Source organism: Dehalobacter sp. MCB1, assembly GCF_003590275.1.
Lineage (GTDB): Bacteria > Bacillota > Desulfitobacteriia > Desulfitobacteriales > Syntrophobotulaceae > Dehalobacter.
On record NZ_LXPC01000015.1, the window covers coordinates 76,590 to 98,471 of the forward strand.

Sequence of the window (21,882 nt, forward strand, 5' to 3'; positions counted from 1 at the left end):
TATCCTTCAGGTAAGATTTGTGATCGTCCCCTGTCAACCTTAAATAACAATGGGACCGATAGTACTAGTCTATCACAGCCCGAAGGGATGAACCACCATTTTTATTCAGGATGCTCTTGCAGCATTTCTTCAAAAGTTGTCTTCAAAAGTTATAAAGGTTATAGCGGCTTAATGAACATTTGTGTCCAGTAGATATTGCCTTCACTGTCTTTGGCCGCTCCTACACCTATTTCTAGATAAGATGGACTTAGGATATTGCTGCGGTGTCCCGCAGAATTCATCCAGCTGTTCATTACTTCCTGCGGTGTTTGCTGGCCATAGGCAATGTTCTCAGCCGCGGCTGAAAACCGGATGCCAAAGGACTCCATCATTTTGAAAGGAGATCCATAAGTCGGCGACTCATGAGCAAAGTACCCTTTATTGATCATATCCTGCGACTTGTATCTTGCGACCCTGCATACTTCCCAGTTTTGTTTCAGCAGTTGCAAACTCTTTTTTGACCGTTCAACATTCACCAGGCGAATTACTTCCGTTTCTAGGGCTTTAACGCTGTCGATGTTCGGGATCAATATCTTCTGCCCGGGGTAAATCAGTCTAAGATTTTGGATTTGCGGATTAGCCTGGGCCAATTCACTTAATCCAATCTCATACCTTACTGCAATTTTCCACATACTGTCTCCAGCCTGAACGGTATACTGGGTCGATTGGGCAAAAACTTGTCCAGTGCCGCACAACAAAAACAATAATCCTAAAACAGGAATGATTACATTCCGATCCATTGCATTTTTGTTCATCAAATTCACCTCCTATCCTTTAGTTATTTTGAACAACTTTCCCATCTTGCATTCAAGCTGCATCAGGCCTATAATTTTGCCAGCAAGACTTATTCCCTTAGGGATATGTTGTAGCGTCACCATTAGGAGGTTGAAACGATGGTCAAAGAAAAAATTTTGATTCATGCCTGTTGCGCCACCTGTGCAGGTTATGTCCTGGAGCAGCTTTCTGGGGATTTTACTCCGGTCATCTACTATTGCAATCCTAACATTCATCCGAAGGAAGAATACCTACTCCGGAGCAGTGAACTGCAAAAATATGCCGCTGCCCAAAACATATCTTTTATCGAGGATCCTTATGTCCCCCGACAGTGGTTGACACAAGTGAAAGGTTTGGAGAATGAACCGGAGAAAGGACTTCGCTGTGACCGCTGCTTTGCTCTGAGACTTCAAAAAACGGCCGCATATGCTTTGAAAAACGATATCAGCATCTTTACAACCACGCTGACCATCAGCCCTCATAAAAGCAGCAAACGCATTCTAGAGATAGGTCAAAAGGTTGCTGATGAGAACTGTCTCAAATTCTTGGCCAGAAATTTTAAAAAACAGGATGGATATAAAAAGACGATGGAGATCGCGCGGTCCCAAAATTTCTACCTTCAAAAATATTGCGGCTGTGTTTATTCCGTTCGTTGAATAACAGAATAACCAAAACTTAACTACTAGATTTTTGTTTATAATCGTTGACTTTAAGGCTTTTCCATGTTAATTTTTTATTGAAGAGTCTCTAGATAATTGATGTCTAGGTATAAAATCTAGCCGCAGTTGTCTTTGGACTTTGCGCAAGAAGCTCCCGGACGCGGGAGCTTCTGTTATTTTATCCAATTATTTTTGACCGGTAGAAAATACACCATTGCACATTCTTATACATATATTGCATCAAATACCAATTCATACCAATTATACAAGGGGGGTCTTGCGATTATGGCTTACGAAGGTGCAGTTGCCGGTAATGTTGTAACAGGAGGCGCAGTTGGTGGTTGTTGCTGTACGCCAAATTTTTGCGGAATTGCTATTGTAACAGTGATTATTCTGCTCTTGATTGCGATGGGGATTTTATTCTAAGAACCCAATATCTTATTATTTAATCTGACTATAAGAGAGGTGAAAAATAAATGTACGGTTATGGATGCTGCTGCAGAACTGCCCCGGTGGCTCCGGTTGCCCCAGTGGCTCCGGTATATGGCGGTGTAGGTGTAGGTATTATCGCGATTGCGATTCTTATCCTTATTGCTCTGGGTGTAATCTTCTAAAAAATTGTAAAACGAATAAGAGGAGGACAAAAGTACGTATCTTTTGTCCTCCTCTTAATTGGGGACAAATACGTCACTTTGTCCCTCGAGACCACGATACTTTATTTACTGTCAAAAAGCTTTAGAACCGGGAAGGAATTCCATAGTTTCTATGGAATAATTTAAATATACAGTCAGCATAATAAAGTATCAGAGGTTTTACTATGAAGAATGTTGCATTTTTTCTTATTCCGAAAAAAGATGTCATCTTTCTTAAAAAAAATGCTACGATGCGTCAGGCGCTTGAACGTATGGAGTACCATGGATATGCCGCGATCCCTCTGGTGGATTCCAAGGGGCATTACGCGGGAACTGTAACAGAGGGCGACCTCCTTTGGAAGCTGAAGAATACCCCTGATCTCACGTTCGGCAACACGGAAAAAATACATCTGGATGAGATTGAACAACGTACCCAGAATGCACCCGTTTCGATCAATGCACAGATCAATGATCTTATTTCTAGGGCGATCCAGCAGAATTTTGTTCCCGTGATTGACGATCAGGGAATTTTTATCGGGATCGTTCGACGCCGCGAAATTATCGAATATTGTGCGAAACTACTAAATGTAAATGCAGATAATCTTAGAATCATATAAAAAGGGAAATAATTTAAGGACGCTACCACTCCTTGCCAGCTATGGCAACACGGTAACGTCCTAAACATTTCTATATGGATCATGTGATTGCTGATAGAAGCTTATCCTTCTTTTTTCTCTTCAGTCGAATCCTTGGTTCCCTTGACGCTGTCTTCCAGATCATCGGTCGCGGACTTAAATTCTTTAATACCTTTGCCCATAGCTTTGCCCAATTCAGGAAGTTTCCCTGGGCCAAAAATAATCAACACAACGACTAAGATAATGACTAATGTCATGGGAGCAATCATTCCAAAAATAGGTTGCACTTCTGTCACCCTCCTTTTCATATTACTATATCATGAAATCTACAAAAAACCAATTTCTTTACCCTACATCATCCTATCGTAGAAAGAGAAAAATTACAAGTATTTTCGCCAGAAAACATGGATTGATAAACAAGATATAATTCCCAGATTAATCCCCATAATTCTCCTGAAGCCTCAGTTACGCAAATGCCCATCTCTTTAGCTTCAGCCCGGCCTATCGGATAACCGTGCGAAAAATAACCGTTTGTGAGGTTTTGCGTGACCACTTTCACCTTTTCTTTATTATTTTTCAGCATATATTTGGAAAGCAGAGATTCGGCATATTGTCTGGAAGCCTTTAAGGCTTTCTCATAATCCCCAATCAGCCACGGATCAAGTTTATTCAAAACCGAATTGACGATGATTTCAGAGACCTCCGTATTCGAGTTGTTTTCTATGAGTTCTTCAATATATTCAAAGCAGCAGCGCAGGGCCTGGACCGGTATCCAGAAATCCTTATACAACGGATGCTTGACTAACGGGTCTATCGGCCCCAGCTCGGATATTGGGCCCATCACAACTTCATCCGCTCCCAGAACAATCATTGAAGCTGCTGATTTCGCTGAAAAAGGAACAATGACTGAAAACTCTTCACAAAATTCTCTGATTAGCATGACAACCTTATAGGGTGTGTCAACCGCACCTCCATAGCTGTGCAGGAAAAGGTCAATTTTTGGGGTTCTTCCAATCTTATTCAATTCCTGATACAGCGGAACCAGAATTCCATCGTCGAGAGGTGTATAAGAAAAATAGACAATAACTTTAGAATGCCGTATTTTTTCTATTTCTTCCAATAATGCTTTCCTTCTCTGGTCATTCAAAAAATACACAGCTCCTTACTTAGTAATTCATGTATAATATACTATTTTTTACCATATCAATGGGTGTTTGTATCTCTTGAAAAAATAGCAAAAGCCGCTGCGGCGGCTCTTAATGATAATTTAAGGTTGACGTGGTACTAGTACCACGTCAACCTTAAATTATCCATCATAACGTGAGTAGATTTTTCGCAACTTCGTATCTTAGTAGCTTCTCTCACCGATGAAATCAGCCAGCTCAATTAAAGCAGCCTTGGCCGGGATATCGGGGAGTTCTCGAAGGTTTGTTTTAGCTTTGACAATATACTGCTCAACCACTTTGCTGGATTTATCGATTCCGCCTGCCTGGATTATCAGCTGGATTGCCTCGGCTACTTCGGCATCCGTTTTCGTTTTCTGCCCCAAAAGCTCCTTTAATCTTTCTTTCTGCAGAGAATCCTTTAATGCAAAGATCATCGGCAGGGTAATGATCCCCTGGCGGATATCTCCTCCGACCGGTTTTCCCAGTTCTTTGGGATTTGCAGTTATATCAAGGATATCATCGACAATTTGAAACGCGAGACCGAGGTAATTACCGTACTTGCTCATCAGCCATATCTGTCTCGGACTGGCATTCGATACTTTGGCACCTAATTTGCAGCATAAGCCGATCAGCAGCGCTGTTTTCCGCTGAATGCGATAAAGGTACTGCTTCAAGGTTTGTGTTGTATCGTATGAGGACTTGATTTGCTGAATTTCACCCTGACACATTTCAATACAGACATCAGCTAAAATGCTGGATACCGCAGAATTATCAATCTTCACAATCAGTTCTAGGGCCTTAGCAAACAGGTAGTCCCCTGTCGCCATCGATACGGTATTTCCCCAGCCTGCGGTTAGGGTTGGACGTCCTCTGCGTGTAAGGGACGCATCGACAACATCATCGTGAATCAATGTTGCCATATGTATAAGTTCCAGGGCCATTGCAACAGGAAGAAGCTTCTCAAACCGGTAGTCAAAAAATTTCCCGGCAAGAAGCGTAAAACTCGGACGCAACCTCTTTCCGCCAGCTTGCAGAAGATAAAGACAAGTTTGCGAAAACATAGGATCATCGACATTAAGAAATTTATCAAGTTCCTTTTCGACTTTTTTCAGATCTGCATTGATTTCTCTAAAAAATTTCTGACGTTTCAACTATTATTCACCCGCTTGCATGTCTTTCTGATTCTCTTGTTTATCGGGAGACGGTTCTTCAATTTCCTGATAGGAAAGAAGCTCTTCATCTTCCGCTATTTTTTTAGACTGAGCCGGTTTATCCTTAGGAGGATCTTCTTTCAAAGCATTTTGAATTAGACCGTTGGGAGCACTAAGCGCACCCCTAAATTCTCTGGTGACTTCATTGGTAAATTTTCGTACCTGAAATATTATTTTGCCCAAAGTCCTCGCCACAACGGGCAAATCCTCCGGCCCAAATAGAACGACAGCGATGACCAATATTAGCGCAATTTCAGTCATACTCATTGGTTCTGTCCCCCTCCCTCTTCGTTTTCGGAAGGCTGAAGTTCTTTTTTCTTTCTCGTAATAAGATAGCCCAGCCATATACTTAGTTCATAAAGCATGTATATTGGGCCTGCCATCAGTAGCTGGGTTAGAAGATCCGGTGTCGGGGATACGACTACGGTAAGTATAACAATGGCAAAAAAAGCCCATTTGCGAAATTTGGCAAGCGTTTTTGGAGACAAATGCCCGGTTCTCATCAGGAAAAGCAATACAACCGGTAGCTGAAATACTGCTCCGAAAGTCCCCATAAACGTTAAGATAAATTTCAGATAAGAGGATTTGGTCACAAAAGGCGTAGAATCTACGGCTCCTCCTCCTGCAAGCAACAGGAACTTCAAACAGACCGGCAAAACAAGATAGTAGGCAAAAGCGGCACCGGCAATAAAAAGAATAAATGATGACGCAACGATGTAGTAAAGATATTTACGTTCGTTTTTTTTGAGACCCGGAAGTATAAAGCTCCAGATCTGCCACAATACAACGGGAAGGGCAATCATAATACCGGTTACTACCGATATTTGCAGCTTTACCATAATCGGCTCCATTGGAGTTGTGGTAATAAAGCTTACTCCGGCCATTTCCGTGACAGGGTCTGCCAAAAAACCGTATACATAGTCGCTGAAAATATACCCGATAACCGTTCCGATAGCAATCGCATACAAAGAAATAAGAAATACTTTTCTTAATTCTTTAACATGTCCCAGAAGCGTCATTTCTACGTTTCTTTGTTTTCTCCGTTGCACTATTTCGCTCCTCCATCAGCTAAATATAAGCCATTAATTATTCTATCATGATATTTCAAGAATACCAAATATACTTTCCATGTTCTAGAAAAGTTTCTGATTCGCGTCAGACAAAAAAAACCTCAGGTCTGAGATTGATATTTAGCAATGTTTCTCAGTGGCTTGAGAGCTCCAAGATCTTCACGAAGGATATTTATTATTGTAAGACTCCTGTACCGGCACGTTTATTTCGCTCGATTTCCGCTGATAGAAATTCCATTAATTCCTGTAAAGGTTTGATCGGTAGATAATCGCGGATTTGAGCCAGGTTCTCTTCTGCTTTACTGAGATTTTCCTGTAATATTGAAGCACAGTCCGGCTCTTCCGAAGCTGCCCAGGCCATCCCTATACAGTACCCAAAGTTCTCCAGTTTATCTATATGCGTTTGGGGAATCCCAGAAAGTTTAGCACTGAGTTTCACAGCCAGCGCTGTCAGAGAAGCTCTTTCTTTCCCTAAGATCATGTTATATCCCTGGAAAGGGATACACTTATTTTTATACCGCCAGCGTATCAGAATGCCTTCATTGATCGTCTTGATCAGTTTGACAAACTGGCTGGCATATGGAAATATATCTTCCTGACATACCTTCTTCAGAGTTTGTCCAAACATAAAATCCCCTGTCAGTACAGGAAACTGCCTGGCATGTTCGGACATATCCTCATCAGTAATCAGTTTATGAATATGATGCGCCAAAAAAACATATTGAAAAACGGTTGCGAGGGAAAGAATAGTTTTGTTGATTTTTCCGGTCATGAAGCTTACAGACAAAACCAATGCCGGACTCATATACCTATCCAGATTATTCATCGGCAGCTTCAACAGATCATCAAGCGTTGATGAATTAAACTGCATTTCTTTATTCATTTCCGTTTCAACTGTTTTTAGTTCCGATTCAACGCTATAAACTTCGATCACCTTTGATTCCCCTCCAGAAATCCTAAGTTTTCCACATAGTTCTGTGTTATTTTACATTATTCGTGATTAAAAATAAAAATCCTGCCCTGTCGTTTCTGTCTATTATTCAAGAAACGACATAATTCTATACATAATGTATGTATTGTATCAAGTAAATAGACCTTTAGCAATCCCGAGTCTGCCAAAGGTCTATCTTTTTTGTTAGATCATTTTTGCAATGAGTTCGGCCGGATCGACAACGTGAACATTTCGATCAGGCTTAGCCTTATCTTTGACGCCGTCTTCCAGCATCGTAATGCAGTATGGGCAGTTGGCGCCAATGGCTTGAGGATCTTTGGAAAGTGCTTGTTCTACTCTTAGGTTATTGATACGGTCACCCAGATTTTCCTCCATCCACATTCTGGCTCCACCTGCACCGCAACAAAAGCTCTTGTCATGGTTGCGGTCCATCTCGACGAGCTGAACCCCCGGAATCCTATTGAAGAGTGCTCTTGGTGCATCATATTCCTGCTGGTAGCGCCCGAGATAACAGGAGTCATGATACACAATTCTTTGTTCCGGCAGCCGAACGTCTTTATTCAGTTTCAGCTTGCCTTCTTCGATAAGCTGGTTAATGAACTGGGTATGATGAATCACTTCATAATTACCGCCAAGTTCCGGATACTCATTTTTCAGGGTATTGAAGCAGTGCGGACAGGTAGTGATAATCTTTTTCACGCCATAGTTATTCAGGATGCCTATATTTTCTTTGGCCATGAACTGGAAGAGATATTCGTTGCCGGCACGGCGGGCAAAATCACCGCAGCATTTCTCTTCTCTGCCAAGGATCGCAAAGTTGACGCCGGCAGCCTTAAGGATTTTGGCAGTAGCTACAGAAACCTTCTTCGCACGGTTGTCGAAAGAACCGGCACAGCCTACCCAGAATAGATACTCCGGATTCTCTGCTGTTTTCATGACCGGGATATCAAGATCTTTGGCCCAGCCGGCACGCTCGCTCCAGCTGACGCCCCATGGATTGTATTTGCTCTCCACATTACGGAAAGCGAGCTGCAGCTCAGGTGCATAGTTGTTTTCATTCATCACCTCATACCGACGCATATCAATGATCTTGTTGACATGTTCGTTCGATACCGGGCATAAAGTCTGACAGGCTGAACAGGTCGTACAGGACCAGAGTTCATCACGTGTAAAGACATCGCCGATTAAGTGCTTTTGAAGTATTTCCGCACACTCGCGGTCCTCCTTGGCAATCTTCCTGAAATCTTCAGCTGTTAAATCAGCTGTGGATTCAAGGCCAAGCTTGGTCATCTCAGCGCCTTTTTCCAGAAGATGATCTTTCAGCTCTCTGCTTAAGAGTTTTTTCGGATTCAACGGTTTACCGGAGATATTGGCCGGACAGTTATCCATACAACGGCCGCATTCTCCGCACGCGAAGCTGTCCAGCAGTTGCTTCCAGGTAAAGTTTTCAATTCTGCCTACACCGTACTCCGTAACCTTTTCGTCCAGCAGATCCATTGCCGGAATCTGAGCGCCGGCAGGTTTCAATGTAGCAAAATAGCCATTGAACGGCGAGGCCAGCAAATGCATGTGCTTGGAGTTCGGGATATAGACCAGGAACCCGAGAATGATCAGCACATGGGTCCACCAGCAAATTTCAATGATGACACGGAGCGTTTCAGCGTTGTAGCCCTGGTACAGTCCGGCAAACAGATGATAGATGAAGGCCAGGTTATAAGCAGAGTTTGCCTCTAAGACAATTTTGGCTCCACTGGTCAGCCATTCGGTGATAATAACCAGGAAGATCAGAATCACGATGATCGCGGCTTCCGGTGTTCGGTAGAGACGTTTGGGCTTGACGATCCATCTTCTGATCACACCAATGATTAAACCAACAAATACGAGTGTCGACAGAATGTCTTTAATTAGATAGAAGTAGGGATTTGTTCCGAGCAATGGAACATGGACAGATGGGAACAGTCCTTCGATCATAAACGGGATTTCTCCTAAGGCAATGAATATGAATCCCCAGAAGATAAACAAGTGAATATAGCCGTAAAATTCCCTGAGCATTTTGCCCTGCAATAAAACGGTCACAATAAAATTCTTTAAACGTTTGCCCGGGTTGTCAAACCTGTTTTCTTTCGCGCCTAAAGTCAAAATACGAATTTTTTTACTTAAGGCGTGAACAAACGCATAAACTGCAAGTCCTGTCAGCACTAAAAATATAATCAGCTTTAAAGAAAGCAATTCTAACACCTTCCTTTTCTTAATCTTCCTCTTTTATCCTTTTATCCGTCAGCCGTATCTTCTTATCATTAGAGACCGTTTTTTACGCCCTTTTTAACGCTTTGATCTTTTGGGTCAGCATCGGCACAATTTGGTGAAGATCCCCAACAAGGCCATAAGTCGCGATGTTGAAAATTGGCGCTTCGGGATCATTGTTAATTGCGACAATGATTTCAGAGGTATTCATTCCGGCAAGATGCTGAATAGCGCCTGAAATACCACAGGCAATATAAAGCTTCGGGGCAACCGTTTTTCCGGTCTGCCCTACCTGACGATAATGCGGAACCCATCCTGCATCAACTGCTGCGCGTGATGCACCGGCTACACCACCAAGGGCTTCAGCCAGTTCTTCAATCAAACGGTAATTTTCCGGACCGCCGATGCCTCTGCCGCCGGAGACGATGATCTCAGCATCCTGTAGATTGACGGTATGAGATATGCTTTGAACAATATCTAAAATCTTGGTGGTCATATCCGCTTCTTTAACAGAGCTTTCACAGCGAATAACTTCACCTGTCCGGTTATAATCGGGATCATCCATCTTCATGACTTTTGGACGGACTGTGGCCATCTGCGGGCGGTGATTTGGGCATAGAATGGTCGCCATCACATTACCGCCAAACGCAGGCCGGGTCTGTCTTAACAGACGTGTTTCCGGATCAATGGAAAGAGCGGTGCAGTCCGCCGTAAGACCGGTGGTAATTCTGACAGCAATGCGTGCTGCAAAGTCACGTCCATTATTGGTCGCGCCAAACAATAGAATTTCCGGTTTATATTTATTGATGATTTCAACAATCGCATCCGTGTAGGAATCGGTACGATAATCCTTAAACACAGGGCCGTCTACCAGATAGACCTTTTCGGCTCCGTAAGCAAAACACTCTTTAGCAAGTTCGCCGACATTTTCGCCAAGAAGCACGCCCGCTAATTCCACCTTCAGTTCATTAGCCAGCTTGCGGCCTTCACTTAGCAGCTCAAGCGCTACGGTGTCAATCTTTCCGTTGCGCTGTTCGATAAAGACCCAAACACCCTTGTAGACGTCGTTGTTTTTAGGAGCTTTTTTAGCTTTTTTGGTGACTTCTATCGCACTGTTCGGACAAGCTTTGCTACAGGCTCCGCAGCCAGTACAATTATCCTTTAATTTCGCAATACCAGCAACAATCTCTATAGCGCCAAAAGGACATCTATCAACACAAGCGCCGCAGCCATTACATTGATTTTCTTGAATCTTTACACTCATTTTTCTGCTCCTCCCTTATACGATTTCAGCGGCCTGCAGCTTCTTAATCAGCAAATTACATAGTTGTTCGTCTGTTTCACCTTTAAGCAGTTCACTCTGAATTTTCACTTCAGGCGTAAAAATCTGCATTACCTGGGTGCAGGAGCCGTTCAGTCCGGTCTTTTCGGCAGGAGCTTCAATATCCGCAGCAGACCAGGTTGATACCGGCATTCTTGAGGCTTTGATCGAACCTTTAACGCTCGGATACCTTGGTTCTCCGATTGCTTTATCAACTGCGATGACGGCAGGCAATTGAACTTTGATCACTTCAAATCCGCCTTCAAAGGCACGTTCAACGACGAGATGATCTTCATGGACTTCTCTGATTTTTTGGACATAGGTCGTTTGGGGAAGATGTAAATGCTCGGCAATACCAGGCCCTACCTGGGCGGTATCTCCGTCAATGGCCATTTTCCCGCAAAAAATGATATCCGGTTTACCAATTTTTTCAATGGCTTTGGCCAGCGAATAGGAAGTAGCCCAAGTATCGGCACCTGCAAACGCCCGGTCACTGATCAGTATTGCTTCATCCGCTCCCATCGCTAGACATTTGCGCAGCGCAGATACAGCCTGCGGCGGTCCCATGGTTAGGACGGTCACTTTACCGCCGTATTGTTCTTTGATTTTGATAGCAGCTTCAGTAGCATATTCGTCAAACGGATTCACGATACTCGGAACACCGTCACGGATTAACGTGTTTTTAACCGGATCAATCTTTACTTCGGTAGTATCAGGCACTTGTTTAATACAAACAACAATTTCCACTTTCTTATCCTTTCCTTGCATGGCTTTTTACCTTAATACAAAAAACTGTAATTATTGTATAAAGAGTACTTAAGTCCCCCTTCTAAGCAAATATTGTCAGTTTTACCTCATAGTTTTAAAATAGTGAATATTTTCACAAATTTATTTTTAGAGTTTAAGCCTTATTTCAGTATTTATTTTATTTGTATATACCGTTATATATTACTTGTCAAAATGATATCAGAAAGTGAAGAATAACACAAGCGAATTTTGATGTTTTTTGGGGATTATTGAAACTTTTTGTTACAAGGCTGGAATTCTTCTTGTTATAGTATTTCCTTCACATCGAAGTGAGCATTTTTTAAGATATCATAAATTTCCTCAAGTGGGGTCGATGCTACCTCCCGGTACATTCTTCTGGTATACAGATGCCGGGCATTCGGAAAAATATTTTTGATGCTCCGCCTCAGCTTATTTCCCGGCTCATCTGCATCGACCAGCACATAAATTTCATCGTATTTTTCTTCGTCAATGAGCCTTTCAAGGTTCGTTTGATTAATGGTACCGTATGTACAAATGATTTCGACAGGTTCACTCAGTACCTTCAGCAGCTGCTCCCGGTCTGTCTTCCCTTCAACGATAATAGCTTTATTCATATCATCACTTCTTCTGTCCAAGATTTGTTCGGCTAATGTCCTTTATCCCGTATCCGGCATTCTTGACCTGCATTATATGTTTCTCTTATTATAAATCATTTATTAAATATCATTATAAATAATCCGGGTTTCCCCGGATTATGATCAAGATCTTCAGTTCAGGAATGGCTGGGTTTGTCGGCTTGCGTCTGTTGGATATTACGTTCCTTTTGAACATCATAGTCTGTAAAATGTGGATCACTTACCGTCAGAGACGATTTGGCTCTTGCATTTTTTTTATGTTTTCCCATGCCGGCTGTCCTTTCGTTGTCTTTTCTTTAGTGGCCCATATCCAGAGTATATCCTTCCTGATTCGAGTCTATGCTTGGTTTCTCACTGTAAATCATTTCTGAATAAGAGAAAACCCCGGATAATTTTTGAGGTTTTCTTGATTACTTTAATATTTATTTAGCCTTTAACATCGTAATGTCTTCAATATTTATTGCCGTGGTTTGCATTAGCATATCAAGTTTTCTATGTACTCCCCTGTTATCAGTCCGTAAAGCTGTCATATCGGATTGCATTTTTTCTTGGTTGTCTTTGATTTCTTTTAATTCTAGAAGAATCAAGTCAAGTTTATCCATTTGGTTACAACTCCTTTGTCATAGCGTATCACATAACTGTGTAAAACTAAAGGTATTTTACATCTTCGATGCTTGATTTTTTAAAACAGGTATGATAAATTGTATAAGTGCTTCACGGAAGCATGCTTTTTGTCGGGGCGTAGCTCAGTTTGGTAGAGCGCTACCTTGGGGTGGTAGAGGCCGCACGTTCAAATCGTGTCGCTCCGACCAGATAATTCTAAGCCTTTAGGGGCTTTTTTTATTAGAGAAAATGGCTAGGAATTAATTTATAATGCGATCTAGAAACTATTTTTTGTGGATTGCCGTTATTATTTAGAATCTACCTATTGTAAACGACAATCCACGTGATGCTATTTCTTAATAAATAAACTGGGTTGTTTAAACACGCTCAATGCTTTAAAAAGATTTGATTTAAATAAGGATTTAAGAAATTTAACTTTTTGTTTACAATCATGCTTTTCTGGACATTTACCTTTTTGGGGTATTCCACATATAATACCTTTAGGTTCAGCTTTGGCTGTAGCAACAAATGATAAAGGAATTTCAACACAAATCTTTTGATTAACGAGAAAAACACAAGCTTTTTTGAGTTTGCAACGACGTTTCTTAGTCATTGAGCCATCCTTACAAAATACTTTAATATCGCCAACTTTTATATCTGGTGTAACCGTTACTTCTGCTTGCACACATACTGTTTCATGAATAGTTGATGGACAACCAACAGGTTGATGATCCATATTTTGACTCGATACAGAAGATTGATCTCTTTTAGAACTTTCATTAATATAAGCTTCCATTTGCATCCTCCTTTCATTACATAATATGCAAAAAAAAACAACTGGGACAAACGTTGTTAATAATTATTTATATATTGTTAAACAGCTCAACACTCCAGAAAAATTTGATCAGCTCTTTGCAATCAGTTCAATTTTACGTACTCCCTCAAGTTCCCCGAGGTTTGACACCAGGCTTTCCACAGTTTCTTCCATCTTTTCTGTTTCAATCGAAATGGAGACATTGGCAATCCCCTGCAGCGGGATTCCCTGATTGATGGTAATGATATTTCCAGAGACAGAGGCAACATAGTTTAAAACATTCGACAAAATCCCTGCTTTGTCCATCAGCAGCAAGGACAGCGTAATCATCTTTTCTTTACTTGCTTCATAAAACGGAAAAACTCCGTCTTTATATTTATAAAATGCGCTCCGGCTGATTTCGACCCTCTCACAGGCTTCATTTACGGTCAGCACATCAAATTTCGCCAAAAGTTCTTTAGCCTGAGCTGTTCTCGTAATCGCCTCAGGAAGAATCTCCTTGCTTACCAACAGAAAATCTTTTTTCTGTTTGCTCACACAATTCAGCTCCCAACTTTATTAGTATGCTGTTTTATCTATTATAATCATTTTCTGACGGTTTTGACAACCAGATTAGTCAAAGAAAGAGAAAGCCTAATGTAGGCTTTCTCTTTCTTTCAAAAAACGAATATAAAAATCTGTCCATGCACCTGTAGTGGCCTTGAAAGGCCTTCAGCAAAATGGTCTCTTTATCCCTTTAAATCGTATCTCTCCTTTAAATCAGATCTATATTCGCCCCTAAATGATGATGCAGATCAGACCGCCATGCCCCTCGTTCACAATCCGTTGAAGTGTATCCTGTAGTTTGATCTGGACATTATCCGGCATTTTGTAAAGCTTGTTTTGAATTCCTTCCCTGACCAAGTCATGCAGGGACTTTCCGAAAATATTGGATCCCCATACCTTCTTCGGGTCAGACTCAAAATCTTCCAACATATACTTGACAAGTTCCTCCGCCTGCTTTTCGGTACCGATCAGCGGTGTAATCTCCGTCGTCACATCTGCTCTCAGAATATGCAGGGATGGAGCACTCGCTTTTAGCTTAATCCCATAATGGCCGCCCGATTTAATCAGTTCAGGCTCTTCTAGGAACATTTCGTCCAGTTGGGGTGTGACGACACCATAACCGTTTGTTCTGACTTCTTCAAAAGCTTTCGAGAGTTTATCCCATTCTTTCTTGGCTTTGCTGTAATCCAAAATCATTCTTAAAAGGGTATGATCCCCTTCAATATTAATTCCTGTCAGCTGTTCCAAGACTTGTTTAAATAGATCTTTTTCGGTGGTGATCTCGATTTCGGCATGGCCTGTTCCGAGATCAGTCTCTTTCAGAATAATATCTTTGGAATGCGGACATTCAGACAATATCTCCAAGGCATGATCAATATCCCTGATCCGCTTGATGTCCCCGACCGATTTTTGAATAACTTCCTCAAATTCGGCCCGAATTGGATGGGAAAGATCCAGTTCTTCAACCCATTTGGGAAGTTCAATATTGACTTCCGCAACCGGGAACTCATACAGAATTTCCTCAAGTATCTGAGAAATGTCATTTAAGTTCATTTCCATGCAGTCTACTGGAATGACTGGTACCTGGTATGCCTGTTCCAAACCGCGGCACAGCTCCATGGTGCTTTCTGCGTAGGGTTTAGTGGTATTCAGCAGCAGAATAAATGGTTTGCCTATTTCCTTCAATTCAGAAACGACCCGCTGTTCTGCCTCAAGATAATTTTCTCTCGAGATTTCAGATATCGATCCGTCTGTCGTGATAGCGATGCCTAGGGTAGAATGATCAGTAATCACTTTGCGGGTACCGATTTCAGCCGCTTCCTCAAAAGGAATGGGTTCGTCATTCCAGGGGGTATGAACCATTCGCGGCTCATCTTCTTCCCCCTCATAACCAAGTGCACCATTCACAGCGTATCCAACACAATCTACCATTCTGACATTCATGTGAATCGTATCCTTCAAAATAACTTCAACCGCCTCAGAAGGAATAAACTTGGGTTCCGTCGTTGTGATCCGGCGGCCCGCACCGCTTTGTGGAAGCTCATCCCGTGCTCTTTCCCGCTCAAATACATTGACTATGTTCGGCAAGACCAGGAGTTCCATGAAACGTTTAATAAATGTAGATTTTCCAGTCCTGACGGGACCGACAACACCGAAATAAATATCCCCTCCTGTCCTTTCAGCAATATCGCTGAAAATATCATAGTTTTGCATAGATCTTTTCCCTCCCTTTTAGTGTGCTGTCCTTCCAGCAAGGACCTGAAATCTACTTTTTTTGCTTGTTTTGTCTTCTCACACTTAACAACAGGACTAGCACCTCAAGCATTATATTTATATTGAAGAAATAATGAAATTATGTCTAAATTATTTATCCATTTTTTCTGAGGACTCAAGAATATCTTCCGCTATTTGCAATACATATAGGCAAGAACACAGTATTCACAACAAAACGGAGGTGTGCTGAATATGATTTCGTCGCTGTTAATCATTATTGGAACAATCATCATGCTTATGCTCGGGATCTTCGTCCTGGTATTATGTATCAAACTCGGATTTCTTTGTCACAAGGCATTAGAAATATATATTGTGAAAAACAGCCAGGAGGATGAACCGTATCAGATCTCAGGGCGCGTCAAAGCAAAATAAACTAAACTAAAAGAAGTAAGTAAAGCAAAAAGCTGCCAACAAATTTGTCAGCAGCCTAATACCTTCTCACTCTAAAATGCATGTAAGTATCTCATGACTAATCCCAAGACTTAACGTCCTAATATCCCCATATCCTCTGTTTCATGTTTTTTGCCTCTCATCATGAGGTTCTCAAGTGCTTCGCTAGGACTAAGCCCTTCAAACAATACTTTGTAGGCCTGTTCAGTGATCGGCATCGAAATACCGTACTTTTTGCTTAGCTCAAAAGCGACTTTTGTCGCGCGGACGCCTTCCACGACCATGCCGACTTCCCTCAGGACTTCATCGAGCGGCTTGCCGGCACCCAGTGCCCTTCCTGCCCGCAGGTTCCGACTGTGCAGGCTTGTGCAGGTCACAATAAGATCCCCTATTCCGGCTAAACCGTAAAAAGTTTCAGTCTGACCGCCCATGGCCACCCCGAGCCGGGTCATTTCAGCAAGACCCCTGGTCATTAAGGCTGCTTTGGTATTGTCTTTCGGGTTCATCCCATCAAGGATACCGGTACAGAGCGCAATAATATTTTTGAGCGATCCGCCCATCTCAACACCGATCATGTCAAGATTTGTGTACACTCTGAATTTCGGAGTCATGATCAGATCCTGAATGATTTCGGCCACTTTGATATCCTTGGCGGCAACGGCGACGGCGGTGACAACATCTCTGCCGACTTCCTCAGCATGGCTCGGGCCAGATAATACCGCGATCGGATGGTCCGGCAGTTCTTCCTCAATTACCTGAGAAAGCCTTAAGCCCGTATTTTCTTCGAGTCCTTTGGCCGTATTGATGATAATGCAGCCGGGTCTTAAGTATGGCTTGATCAGACGTGCACTTTCTCTGACCGCGTGGGAAGGTACGCTGATGAAAACGGCTTCCGCATCGATTTCTTTTAAGTCCGTTGTAGGGGTAATCTCGTCCGGCAAAAAGCACCCTGGTAGATATTGTGTGTTCTCTTTTTTTCTTTTCATCAACTCAATTTCATCTGAAAAGATCCCGATAAGAGAAACCTTATGCCCTGCCCTGACTAGCAGAAGAGAAATTGCTGTTCCCCAGCTTCCTGAACCAAATACTGCAATTTTTTTCACTTTTTTCACTCCCCTTTATTTTTACCAAACTTAGCTTCAGTCCCGTTAAGGATCCTTTTGATATTGGACTGATGCAGGAAAATCACTGTTGAGGCGCCTAGCAAGGCTAGTACTTTATAAGCAAGCGGCTCCTGAAAAACAAAAGCCATGATAATCACAGTAACTGCAGCTAGAATTGATCCCAACGAAACGTACCTGCTTACGAACACAACTAGAATAAAAACCATCAGGGCAACAATCGTTACCTCCGGAATCAGAACAACAATGACGCCCAACCCGCAGGCAGCGCCTTTACCGGTTCGCTGAAAGCCAAAATACGGATTGAAGCTATGTCCGAGCATCGCAAGCAGACCACCGGCAATGCCGCCCCAGGGGCCAAAGACTAGCCAGCAAAGGTAAGCTGCAAGGCCTCCTTTAAGCGCATCCGCAGCCAGTACGCCAATTCCCCACAATGGGCCCAGAACGCGGAAGGTGTTTGTGGCTCCCATATTGCCGCTTCCATGCTTCCGGACATCTATATTTTTGATCTTGCCTGCCAGAAAAGCGGATGGTAAGGCGCCCAGAAGATAAGCAAGCAAAAAAATCAGATACGCAAACATAATAACACTTTCTCCTCTTTTCTCTTACTGTCAATTATTGTTTTTCTTCATCTCTTTTTCGCATGATCATTCTGATTGGTGAACCTTCAAAACCAAAGTTCTTACGCAGCTGATTTTCCAGATAACGCTTATACGAAAAGTGAACAAGCTCCGGATCATTCACAAAGAATATAAAGGTCGGGGGCTGAACACTGCTTTGCGTTGCATATAAAATCTTTAACCGTACACCTTTATCCGACGGAGGCGGATTCAGATGCACCCATTCCCGGAGCAGATTGTTTAAGGTGCTGGTCGAGATACGCCTGCTGGTCTGCTCCGCAACAAATTCCACCAGATCCATGATCTTGTTGATTCTTTGGCCTGTCTTGGCCGAAACAAACTGCGTCGGTGCATAAAGGACAAAAGCCAGCTCTTCCCGAATATCTTTTTCATATTTATTGATGGTTTTCTCATCTTTGATCACAAGATCCCATTTATTGATAACGAGGATGAGACCTTTTCCTGCTTCATGTGCATAGCCGACAATTTTCTTGTCCTGGTCTGTTACGCCTTCGATGGCATTGATCACCATCAGTACGACATCCGACCTGTCCACAGCCCGGAAAGAGCGCACCACGCTGTAGTTTTCCGTGACTTCGGAGATTTTTTTCTTGCGCCTGATGCCGGCCGTGTCGATTAATACATAATTTCTGTCTTCATAGGTAAATGGGGTATCAATTGCATCCCGGGTTGTCCCTGGTATGTCACTGACAATGACCCGTTCCTCCCCAAGCAGCATATTGACAATCGATGATTTGCCGACATTCGGTCTGCCAATCACGGCGATTTTAACCACATCCGGGTCATAGTCGGCCTCGGCATCTTCCGGCAGGACCGAAATAAGCGTATCGAGGAGATCCCCGGTATTCATGCCGTGAACGGCCGAAACCGGAATCGCATCACCGAAGCCCAGCGGCAGAAATTCATGGGCCTCTGCCTCAAACCTGTTAAATTTTTCTACTTTATTCGCGACCAGCAATACCGGTTTGCTCGATTTTCGCAGATATCTGGCGATCTGCTGATCATCCGGCGTAATTCCGGATTTGGCATCGACAAGAAACATGATAACATCAGCTTCATCGACTGCGATTTCGGCCTGCTGTTTCATCTTCGATGAAAGCGGTGTCGTTTCATCTTTAAATTCTATGCCGCCGGTATCAATCAGCGTAAATTTTCTGCCAAGCCATTCAGCATCAAAATATAACCGGTCCCTTGTTACCCCGGAGGTATTTTCAACGATGGCCACCAAGCCGCCGACAATTCTGTTAAACAGCGTCGATTTCCCGACATTCGGACGCCCAACAATTGCTACCACAGGTTTACTCACTTTCCGAACCTCCAATCGTTATCCCTAAAAGTCCTTCTATAAAAGACTGACCATCATTTTCCACAACTACCGCTATACCATTGACCTGTTTGGTCAGCCATCGGACATCATATCCATCGAGGAATACTTCTTCACCGGCCCTCAGCATCACTCGCGACAGTAAGAAATACTCTCCCTGCAGGTCACCCAGTTGTGCTGCGATGTCCTGAGCCGTAAGCAGCCCTGCAACGGTCACCGTGGTTCCAAAAAAAGTGTTGGCAATCTCATGTACAGTAATATGCAGGCCTTGAACTGCAGGCAGCTCTGCGATCCTGGACCGGAAATAGGCCGCTGCCGATACCCCGGTAACTATGTGTATCTTTCTTTCCTGAATCCGCTCTGGCAGGTCACCAATGCACATCTGGATTTCATCCTGAAACTTTCGGGCCATGCCAATGCCGTTTTCAAGTTGGGGAAAATCGTCATATTCAGGATGTGGCGGAAAATCTCTGCTAGCAAGCATATAAAATTCATCAGAAAAATAAACAAGGTTTTGACCGGTCCGTTTTCGGTATTTCTTCTGCCATTCTATTCCATGTTCCAAGACTTCCCTTGCCGCTTCCGGCGTTACGATCCGAAGTTCCGGCAGTCTATCTCTGTACTTTGTTAATCCAACCGGAACAATGCCAATGGACTGGACCTGCGGGAAAAAGGCCGCAAGGTTCTCTACAGTTTCTTGCAAAACCTCCCGATCATTATATCCAGGAACCAAAACGATCTGCGTATGCAGAACAAGACCGGCTTCGGCAAGTCTATTGATTTGCTCAGCCAGTTTCCCGGCCTGCCTGTTTCTCATCAGTTTCTCCCTGACAGCGGGATTCCATGCATGAACAGAGATATACAAAGGGCTCAGATGCATGTCAATAATTCTCTGAAAATCCTTATCTGCCAGGTTAGACAAGGTGATATAGCTTCCCTGGTTCACTGACATCCGATAATCATCATCCAGGTCGTATAGTGACGCTCTCATCCCGGTAGGCATCTGCCGGACAAAGCAGAAAACACAGTTATTCCGACACTTCATCAGTCCATCCCGGCCAACACTGCTGACTTCTATGCCAAGCAGTTCCTCCGGTTCCTTGACAATCTCCAATTCCCAGATCTCTTTATTCTTCTTCTGAATGATCAATGTAAATTCTTCTTCAGCCGTCCAATACTGCAAATCCAAAATATCCTGAATATTGTGCTGATCCACCTGGAGAATCTCATCTCCGGGTTCGATCTCCATCTCAGCAGCAATACTGTTTTTCATAACAGCAGATACCTTCAACCCATCGGGCATTTTTCCCATCCTTTTCCAACGTAAAATGCTTTAGTACTTGGTTAACCTTTTCATTATACTATGAAGGCGGTTATAAAGGTACTCGTACATCTACCACTCGCATAGAAAACATAAATAACCTTATTATCAGTCTGCTAACTGCTTCGCAGCAGATTATTCTGTCGGAAGCGTGAAATATTCAGTAAAATACCTATTTCAAACATGGTTACAAGCAAAGAGCTTCCTCCATAGGAAATCAGAGGTAGGGTGATTCCTGTTACTGGGAAAAGACCGGTCACAACACAAAGATTAATCACGGTTTGAATGCCCAGGATCGTTGTGATCCCAAATCCGAGCATCCGTCCGAATCCATCCGGACATTGCCGTGATATGGCATAGCCGCGCCCAATGAGTACGATGAAACACAAAAGCATGAGCGAAGTCCCGAAGAAACCAAATTCCTGTCCGATCACGGCAAAAATAGTATCCGTATAATTTTCAGGCAAAAAACCCAGTCCCTCACTGCTTCTTCCGATCCCGATGCCGAGCAGCCCGCCAGAACCGAAGGCAATCTGGGCATTAATTTGCTGATAGCCAAATGATGTTGCATATTCCCAAGGATCCAGCCATCCCAATATTCTGTTCCACTGGTATTCTTCTCCTTTAACCAGAAAAAATCCTGGGATGCCAATCAGTGGAATCGCAGCCAGGAAATAGCCCGTCGGGAGCTCCGTCATCAGCATCATAAACACTCCTGCTCCCAGGATGACAATCGCAGTGCCAAGGTCAGGCTGCTTATAAACGAGCAGACAAATGACGCCAAGCACACCCACCGGCATGAAGATATCCTTAAATTTTTTAACCGGGTAGCGGCTAAGGATATAAGCAAAGAAGAGGACAATGGCCAGTTTTGCGATTTCTGACGGCTGTACGGACATCCCGAAAATATCCAGCCAGCGAGCCGAACCTTTCTTTGTACTTGACAGGCTGCTGAATTCGACCATCAAGAGCAGGATGACACTGACGAGTATACTGATCCCAGATACCTTTCGAAAGGCCTTCAAAGGGAGGTAAACAGCTACCGCGGCTGCAAAGATTCCTAACCCTACCCACTGTAACTGCCTAAAAAACAAATAATAGGAATTATTTTTATTCTCATAAGAAAAAGAGGAGCCGGCACTTAAAACCATAATCAGACCAACTGCCAAAATGATTACCGCAGAAAATAACAGAATAAAGTCAGGATTTTTTGTTTTTATCTTCTGAGCAGCCATCTTTTGAC

The 21,882-nt window shown here is 43.0% G+C and carries 26 protein-coding genes and 1 tRNA gene; 6 read left to right on the forward strand and 21 right to left on the reverse strand.

Translation table 11 applies throughout. The annotated features are described in order from the left end of the window. Positions 1-158: 158 nt before the first annotated feature. Positions 159-794 (reverse strand): SafA/ExsA family spore coat assembly protein, encoded by a 636-nt coding sequence (gene safA, locus A7K50_RS11740; protein WP_119776460.1) that lies wholly within the window; start codon positions 792-794, stop codon positions 159-161. Between the two features lie 138 nt (positions 795-932). Here safA and A7K50_RS11745 point away from each other — a divergent pair, with 138 nt between their 5' ends. The 4 genes from A7K50_RS11745 to A7K50_RS11750 all read left to right on the forward strand — a co-directional run bounded on the left by A7K50_RS11745 (position 933) and on the right by A7K50_RS11750 (position 2,721). After that, a complete protein-coding gene (locus A7K50_RS11745) occupies positions 933-1,469 on the forward strand; it encodes an epoxyqueuosine reductase QueH (RefSeq protein WP_119776462.1) in 537 nt (178 codons plus the stop codon). 288 nt (positions 1,470-1,757) lie between these two features. Further along, positions 1,758-1,898, forward strand: a complete 141-nt coding sequence (locus tag A7K50_RS14220) for a hypothetical protein (protein WP_165904922.1) — start codon at positions 1,758-1,760, stop codon at positions 1,896-1,898. Positions 1,899-1,948: 50 nt separating this feature from the next. Further along, positions 1,949-2,086: a hypothetical protein gene (locus tag A7K50_RS14225; protein ID WP_165904923.1), complete on the forward strand. Its 138-nt coding sequence runs from the start codon at positions 1,949-1,951 to the stop codon at positions 2,084-2,086. 203 nt (positions 2,087-2,289) lie between these two features. Beyond that, positions 2,290-2,721, forward strand: a complete 432-nt coding sequence (locus A7K50_RS11750) for a CBS domain-containing protein (protein WP_020490958.1) — start codon at positions 2,290-2,292, stop codon at positions 2,719-2,721. A gap of 101 nt (positions 2,722-2,822) precedes the next feature. Here the strand turns inward: A7K50_RS11750 and tatA are convergent, their stop codons facing one another. The 12 genes from tatA to A7K50_RS11805 all read right to left on the reverse strand — a co-directional run bounded on the left by tatA (position 2,823) and on the right by A7K50_RS11805 (position 12,708). Continuing rightward, positions 2,823-3,026 carry a twin-arginine translocase TatA/TatE family subunit gene (gene tatA, locus A7K50_RS11755; RefSeq protein WP_020490959.1) on the reverse strand — a complete coding sequence of 68 codons (204 nt, stop codon included), beginning with the start codon at positions 3,024-3,026 and terminating at the stop codon, positions 2,823-2,825. A 68-nt stretch (positions 3,027-3,094) separates the two neighbouring features. Continuing rightward, positions 3,095-3,886, reverse strand: a complete 792-nt coding sequence (locus A7K50_RS11760) for a peptidase (RefSeq protein ID WP_119776464.1) — start codon at positions 3,884-3,886, stop codon at positions 3,095-3,097. Between the two features lie 201 nt (positions 3,887-4,087). Next, positions 4,088-5,056 (reverse strand): polyprenyl synthetase family protein, encoded by a 969-nt coding sequence (locus tag A7K50_RS11765; protein WP_026156170.1) that lies wholly within the window; start codon positions 5,054-5,056, stop codon positions 4,088-4,090. 3 nt (positions 5,057-5,059) lie between these two features. Beyond that, positions 5,060-5,383, reverse strand: a complete 324-nt coding sequence (locus tag A7K50_RS11770) for a twin-arginine translocase TatA/TatE family subunit (RefSeq protein ID WP_119776465.1) — start codon at positions 5,381-5,383, stop codon at positions 5,060-5,062. After that, entirely contained in the window at positions 5,380-6,165 is a 786-nt protein-coding gene (gene tatC / locus A7K50_RS11775; protein ID WP_119776467.1) for a twin-arginine translocase subunit TatC, read from the reverse strand. Before tatC ends, A7K50_RS11770 begins: the two co-directional genes overlap by 4 nt. 196 nt (positions 6,166-6,361) lie before the next feature. Continuing rightward, the gene (locus A7K50_RS11780) at positions 6,362-7,120 is read right to left on the reverse strand and encodes a polyprenyl synthetase family protein (RefSeq protein ID WP_119776468.1); all 759 of its coding nucleotides are present in this window, start codon (positions 7,118-7,120) and stop codon (positions 6,362-6,364) included. A gap of 201 nt (positions 7,121-7,321) precedes the next feature. Further along, the gene (locus A7K50_RS11785; RefSeq protein WP_119776470.1) at positions 7,322-9,367 is read right to left on the reverse strand and encodes a (Fe-S)-binding protein; all 2,046 of its coding nucleotides are present in this window, start codon (positions 9,365-9,367) and stop codon (positions 7,322-7,324) included. Positions 9,368-9,449: 82 nt separating this feature from the next. Then, positions 9,450-10,646 carry an electron transfer flavoprotein subunit alpha gene (locus A7K50_RS11790; protein WP_119776472.1) on the reverse strand — a complete coding sequence of 399 codons (1,197 nt, stop codon included), beginning with the start codon at positions 10,644-10,646 and terminating at the stop codon, positions 9,450-9,452. 15 nt (positions 10,647-10,661) lie between these two features. Further along, the gene (locus tag A7K50_RS11795; RefSeq protein WP_119776530.1) at positions 10,662-11,450 is read right to left on the reverse strand and encodes an electron transfer flavoprotein subunit beta/FixA family protein; all 789 of its coding nucleotides are present in this window, start codon (positions 11,448-11,450) and stop codon (positions 10,662-10,664) included. Between the two features lie 305 nt (positions 11,451-11,755). Then, on the reverse strand, positions 11,756-12,106 hold the full coding sequence (locus A7K50_RS11800) for a toprim domain-containing protein (protein WP_083916686.1): 351 nt from the start codon (positions 12,104-12,106) through the stop codon (positions 11,756-11,758). Between the two features lie 137 nt (positions 12,107-12,243). Then, positions 12,244-12,375, reverse strand: coding sequence for a hypothetical protein (locus A7K50_RS14505; RefSeq protein WP_015043047.1), 132 nt, complete (start codon positions 12,373-12,375; stop codon positions 12,244-12,246). A gap of 153 nt (positions 12,376-12,528) precedes the next feature. Further along, on the reverse strand, positions 12,529-12,708 hold the full coding sequence (locus tag A7K50_RS11805) for a hypothetical protein (RefSeq protein ID WP_020490970.1): 180 nt from the start codon (positions 12,706-12,708) through the stop codon (positions 12,529-12,531). A gap of 133 nt (positions 12,709-12,841) precedes the next feature. Here A7K50_RS11805 and A7K50_RS11810 point away from each other — a divergent pair. Next, positions 12,842-12,918 (forward strand) — tRNA-Pro (locus tag A7K50_RS11810). A gap of 140 nt (positions 12,919-13,058) precedes the next feature. Here A7K50_RS11810 and A7K50_RS11815 read toward each other — a convergent pair. From A7K50_RS11815 to spoIVA, 3 genes are all read right to left on the reverse strand, one after another. Then, positions 13,059-13,505 (reverse strand): hypothetical protein, encoded by a 447-nt coding sequence (locus A7K50_RS11815; RefSeq protein ID WP_119776473.1) that lies wholly within the window; start codon positions 13,503-13,505, stop codon positions 13,059-13,061. Positions 13,506-13,613: 108 nt separating this feature from the next. Then, positions 13,614-14,060, reverse strand: coding sequence for an ACT domain-containing protein (locus A7K50_RS11820; protein WP_020490973.1), 447 nt, complete (start codon positions 14,058-14,060; stop codon positions 13,614-13,616). A 240-nt stretch (positions 14,061-14,300) separates the two neighbouring features. After that, on the reverse strand, positions 14,301-15,782 hold the full coding sequence (gene spoIVA, locus A7K50_RS11825; RefSeq protein ID WP_020490974.1) for a stage IV sporulation protein A: 1,482 nt from the start codon (positions 15,780-15,782) through the stop codon (positions 14,301-14,303). A gap of 252 nt (positions 15,783-16,034) precedes the next feature. Between spoIVA and A7K50_RS11830 the strand changes: the two genes are divergently transcribed. Next, complete coding sequence (locus A7K50_RS11830) at positions 16,035-16,214, forward strand: hypothetical protein (RefSeq protein ID WP_026156174.1); 180 nt, start codon at positions 16,035-16,037, stop codon at positions 16,212-16,214. A 110-nt stretch (positions 16,215-16,324) separates the two neighbouring features. Here A7K50_RS11830 and A7K50_RS11835 read toward each other — a convergent pair whose 3' ends face one another. From A7K50_RS11835 to A7K50_RS11855, 5 genes are all read right to left on the reverse strand, one after another. After that, positions 16,325-17,335, reverse strand: a complete 1,011-nt coding sequence (locus A7K50_RS11835) for an NAD(P)H-dependent glycerol-3-phosphate dehydrogenase (protein ID WP_119776475.1) — start codon at positions 17,333-17,335, stop codon at positions 16,325-16,327. A 5-nt stretch (positions 17,336-17,340) separates the two neighbouring features. Then, positions 17,341-17,934 carry a glycerol-3-phosphate 1-O-acyltransferase PlsY gene (gene plsY / locus A7K50_RS11840; RefSeq protein ID WP_020490977.1) on the reverse strand — a complete coding sequence of 198 codons (594 nt, stop codon included), beginning with the start codon at positions 17,932-17,934 and terminating at the stop codon, positions 17,341-17,343. Between the two features lie 34 nt (positions 17,935-17,968). Further along, entirely contained in the window at positions 17,969-19,300 is a 1,332-nt protein-coding gene (der, locus tag A7K50_RS11845) for a ribosome biogenesis GTPase Der (RefSeq protein WP_119776477.1), read from the reverse strand. Further along, positions 19,293-20,621, reverse strand: a complete 1,329-nt coding sequence (locus A7K50_RS11850) for a DUF512 domain-containing protein (protein WP_119776478.1) — start codon at positions 20,619-20,621, stop codon at positions 19,293-19,295. The genes der and A7K50_RS11850 overlap by 8 nt, the downstream gene beginning before the upstream one ends. A 134-nt stretch (positions 20,622-20,755) precedes the next feature. Next, positions 20,756-21,874 carry a putative peptidoglycan glycosyltransferase FtsW gene (locus A7K50_RS11855; protein WP_119776480.1) on the reverse strand — a complete coding sequence of 373 codons (1,119 nt, stop codon included), beginning with the start codon at positions 21,872-21,874 and terminating at the stop codon, positions 20,756-20,758. Positions 21,875-21,882: the final 8 nt, after the last annotated feature.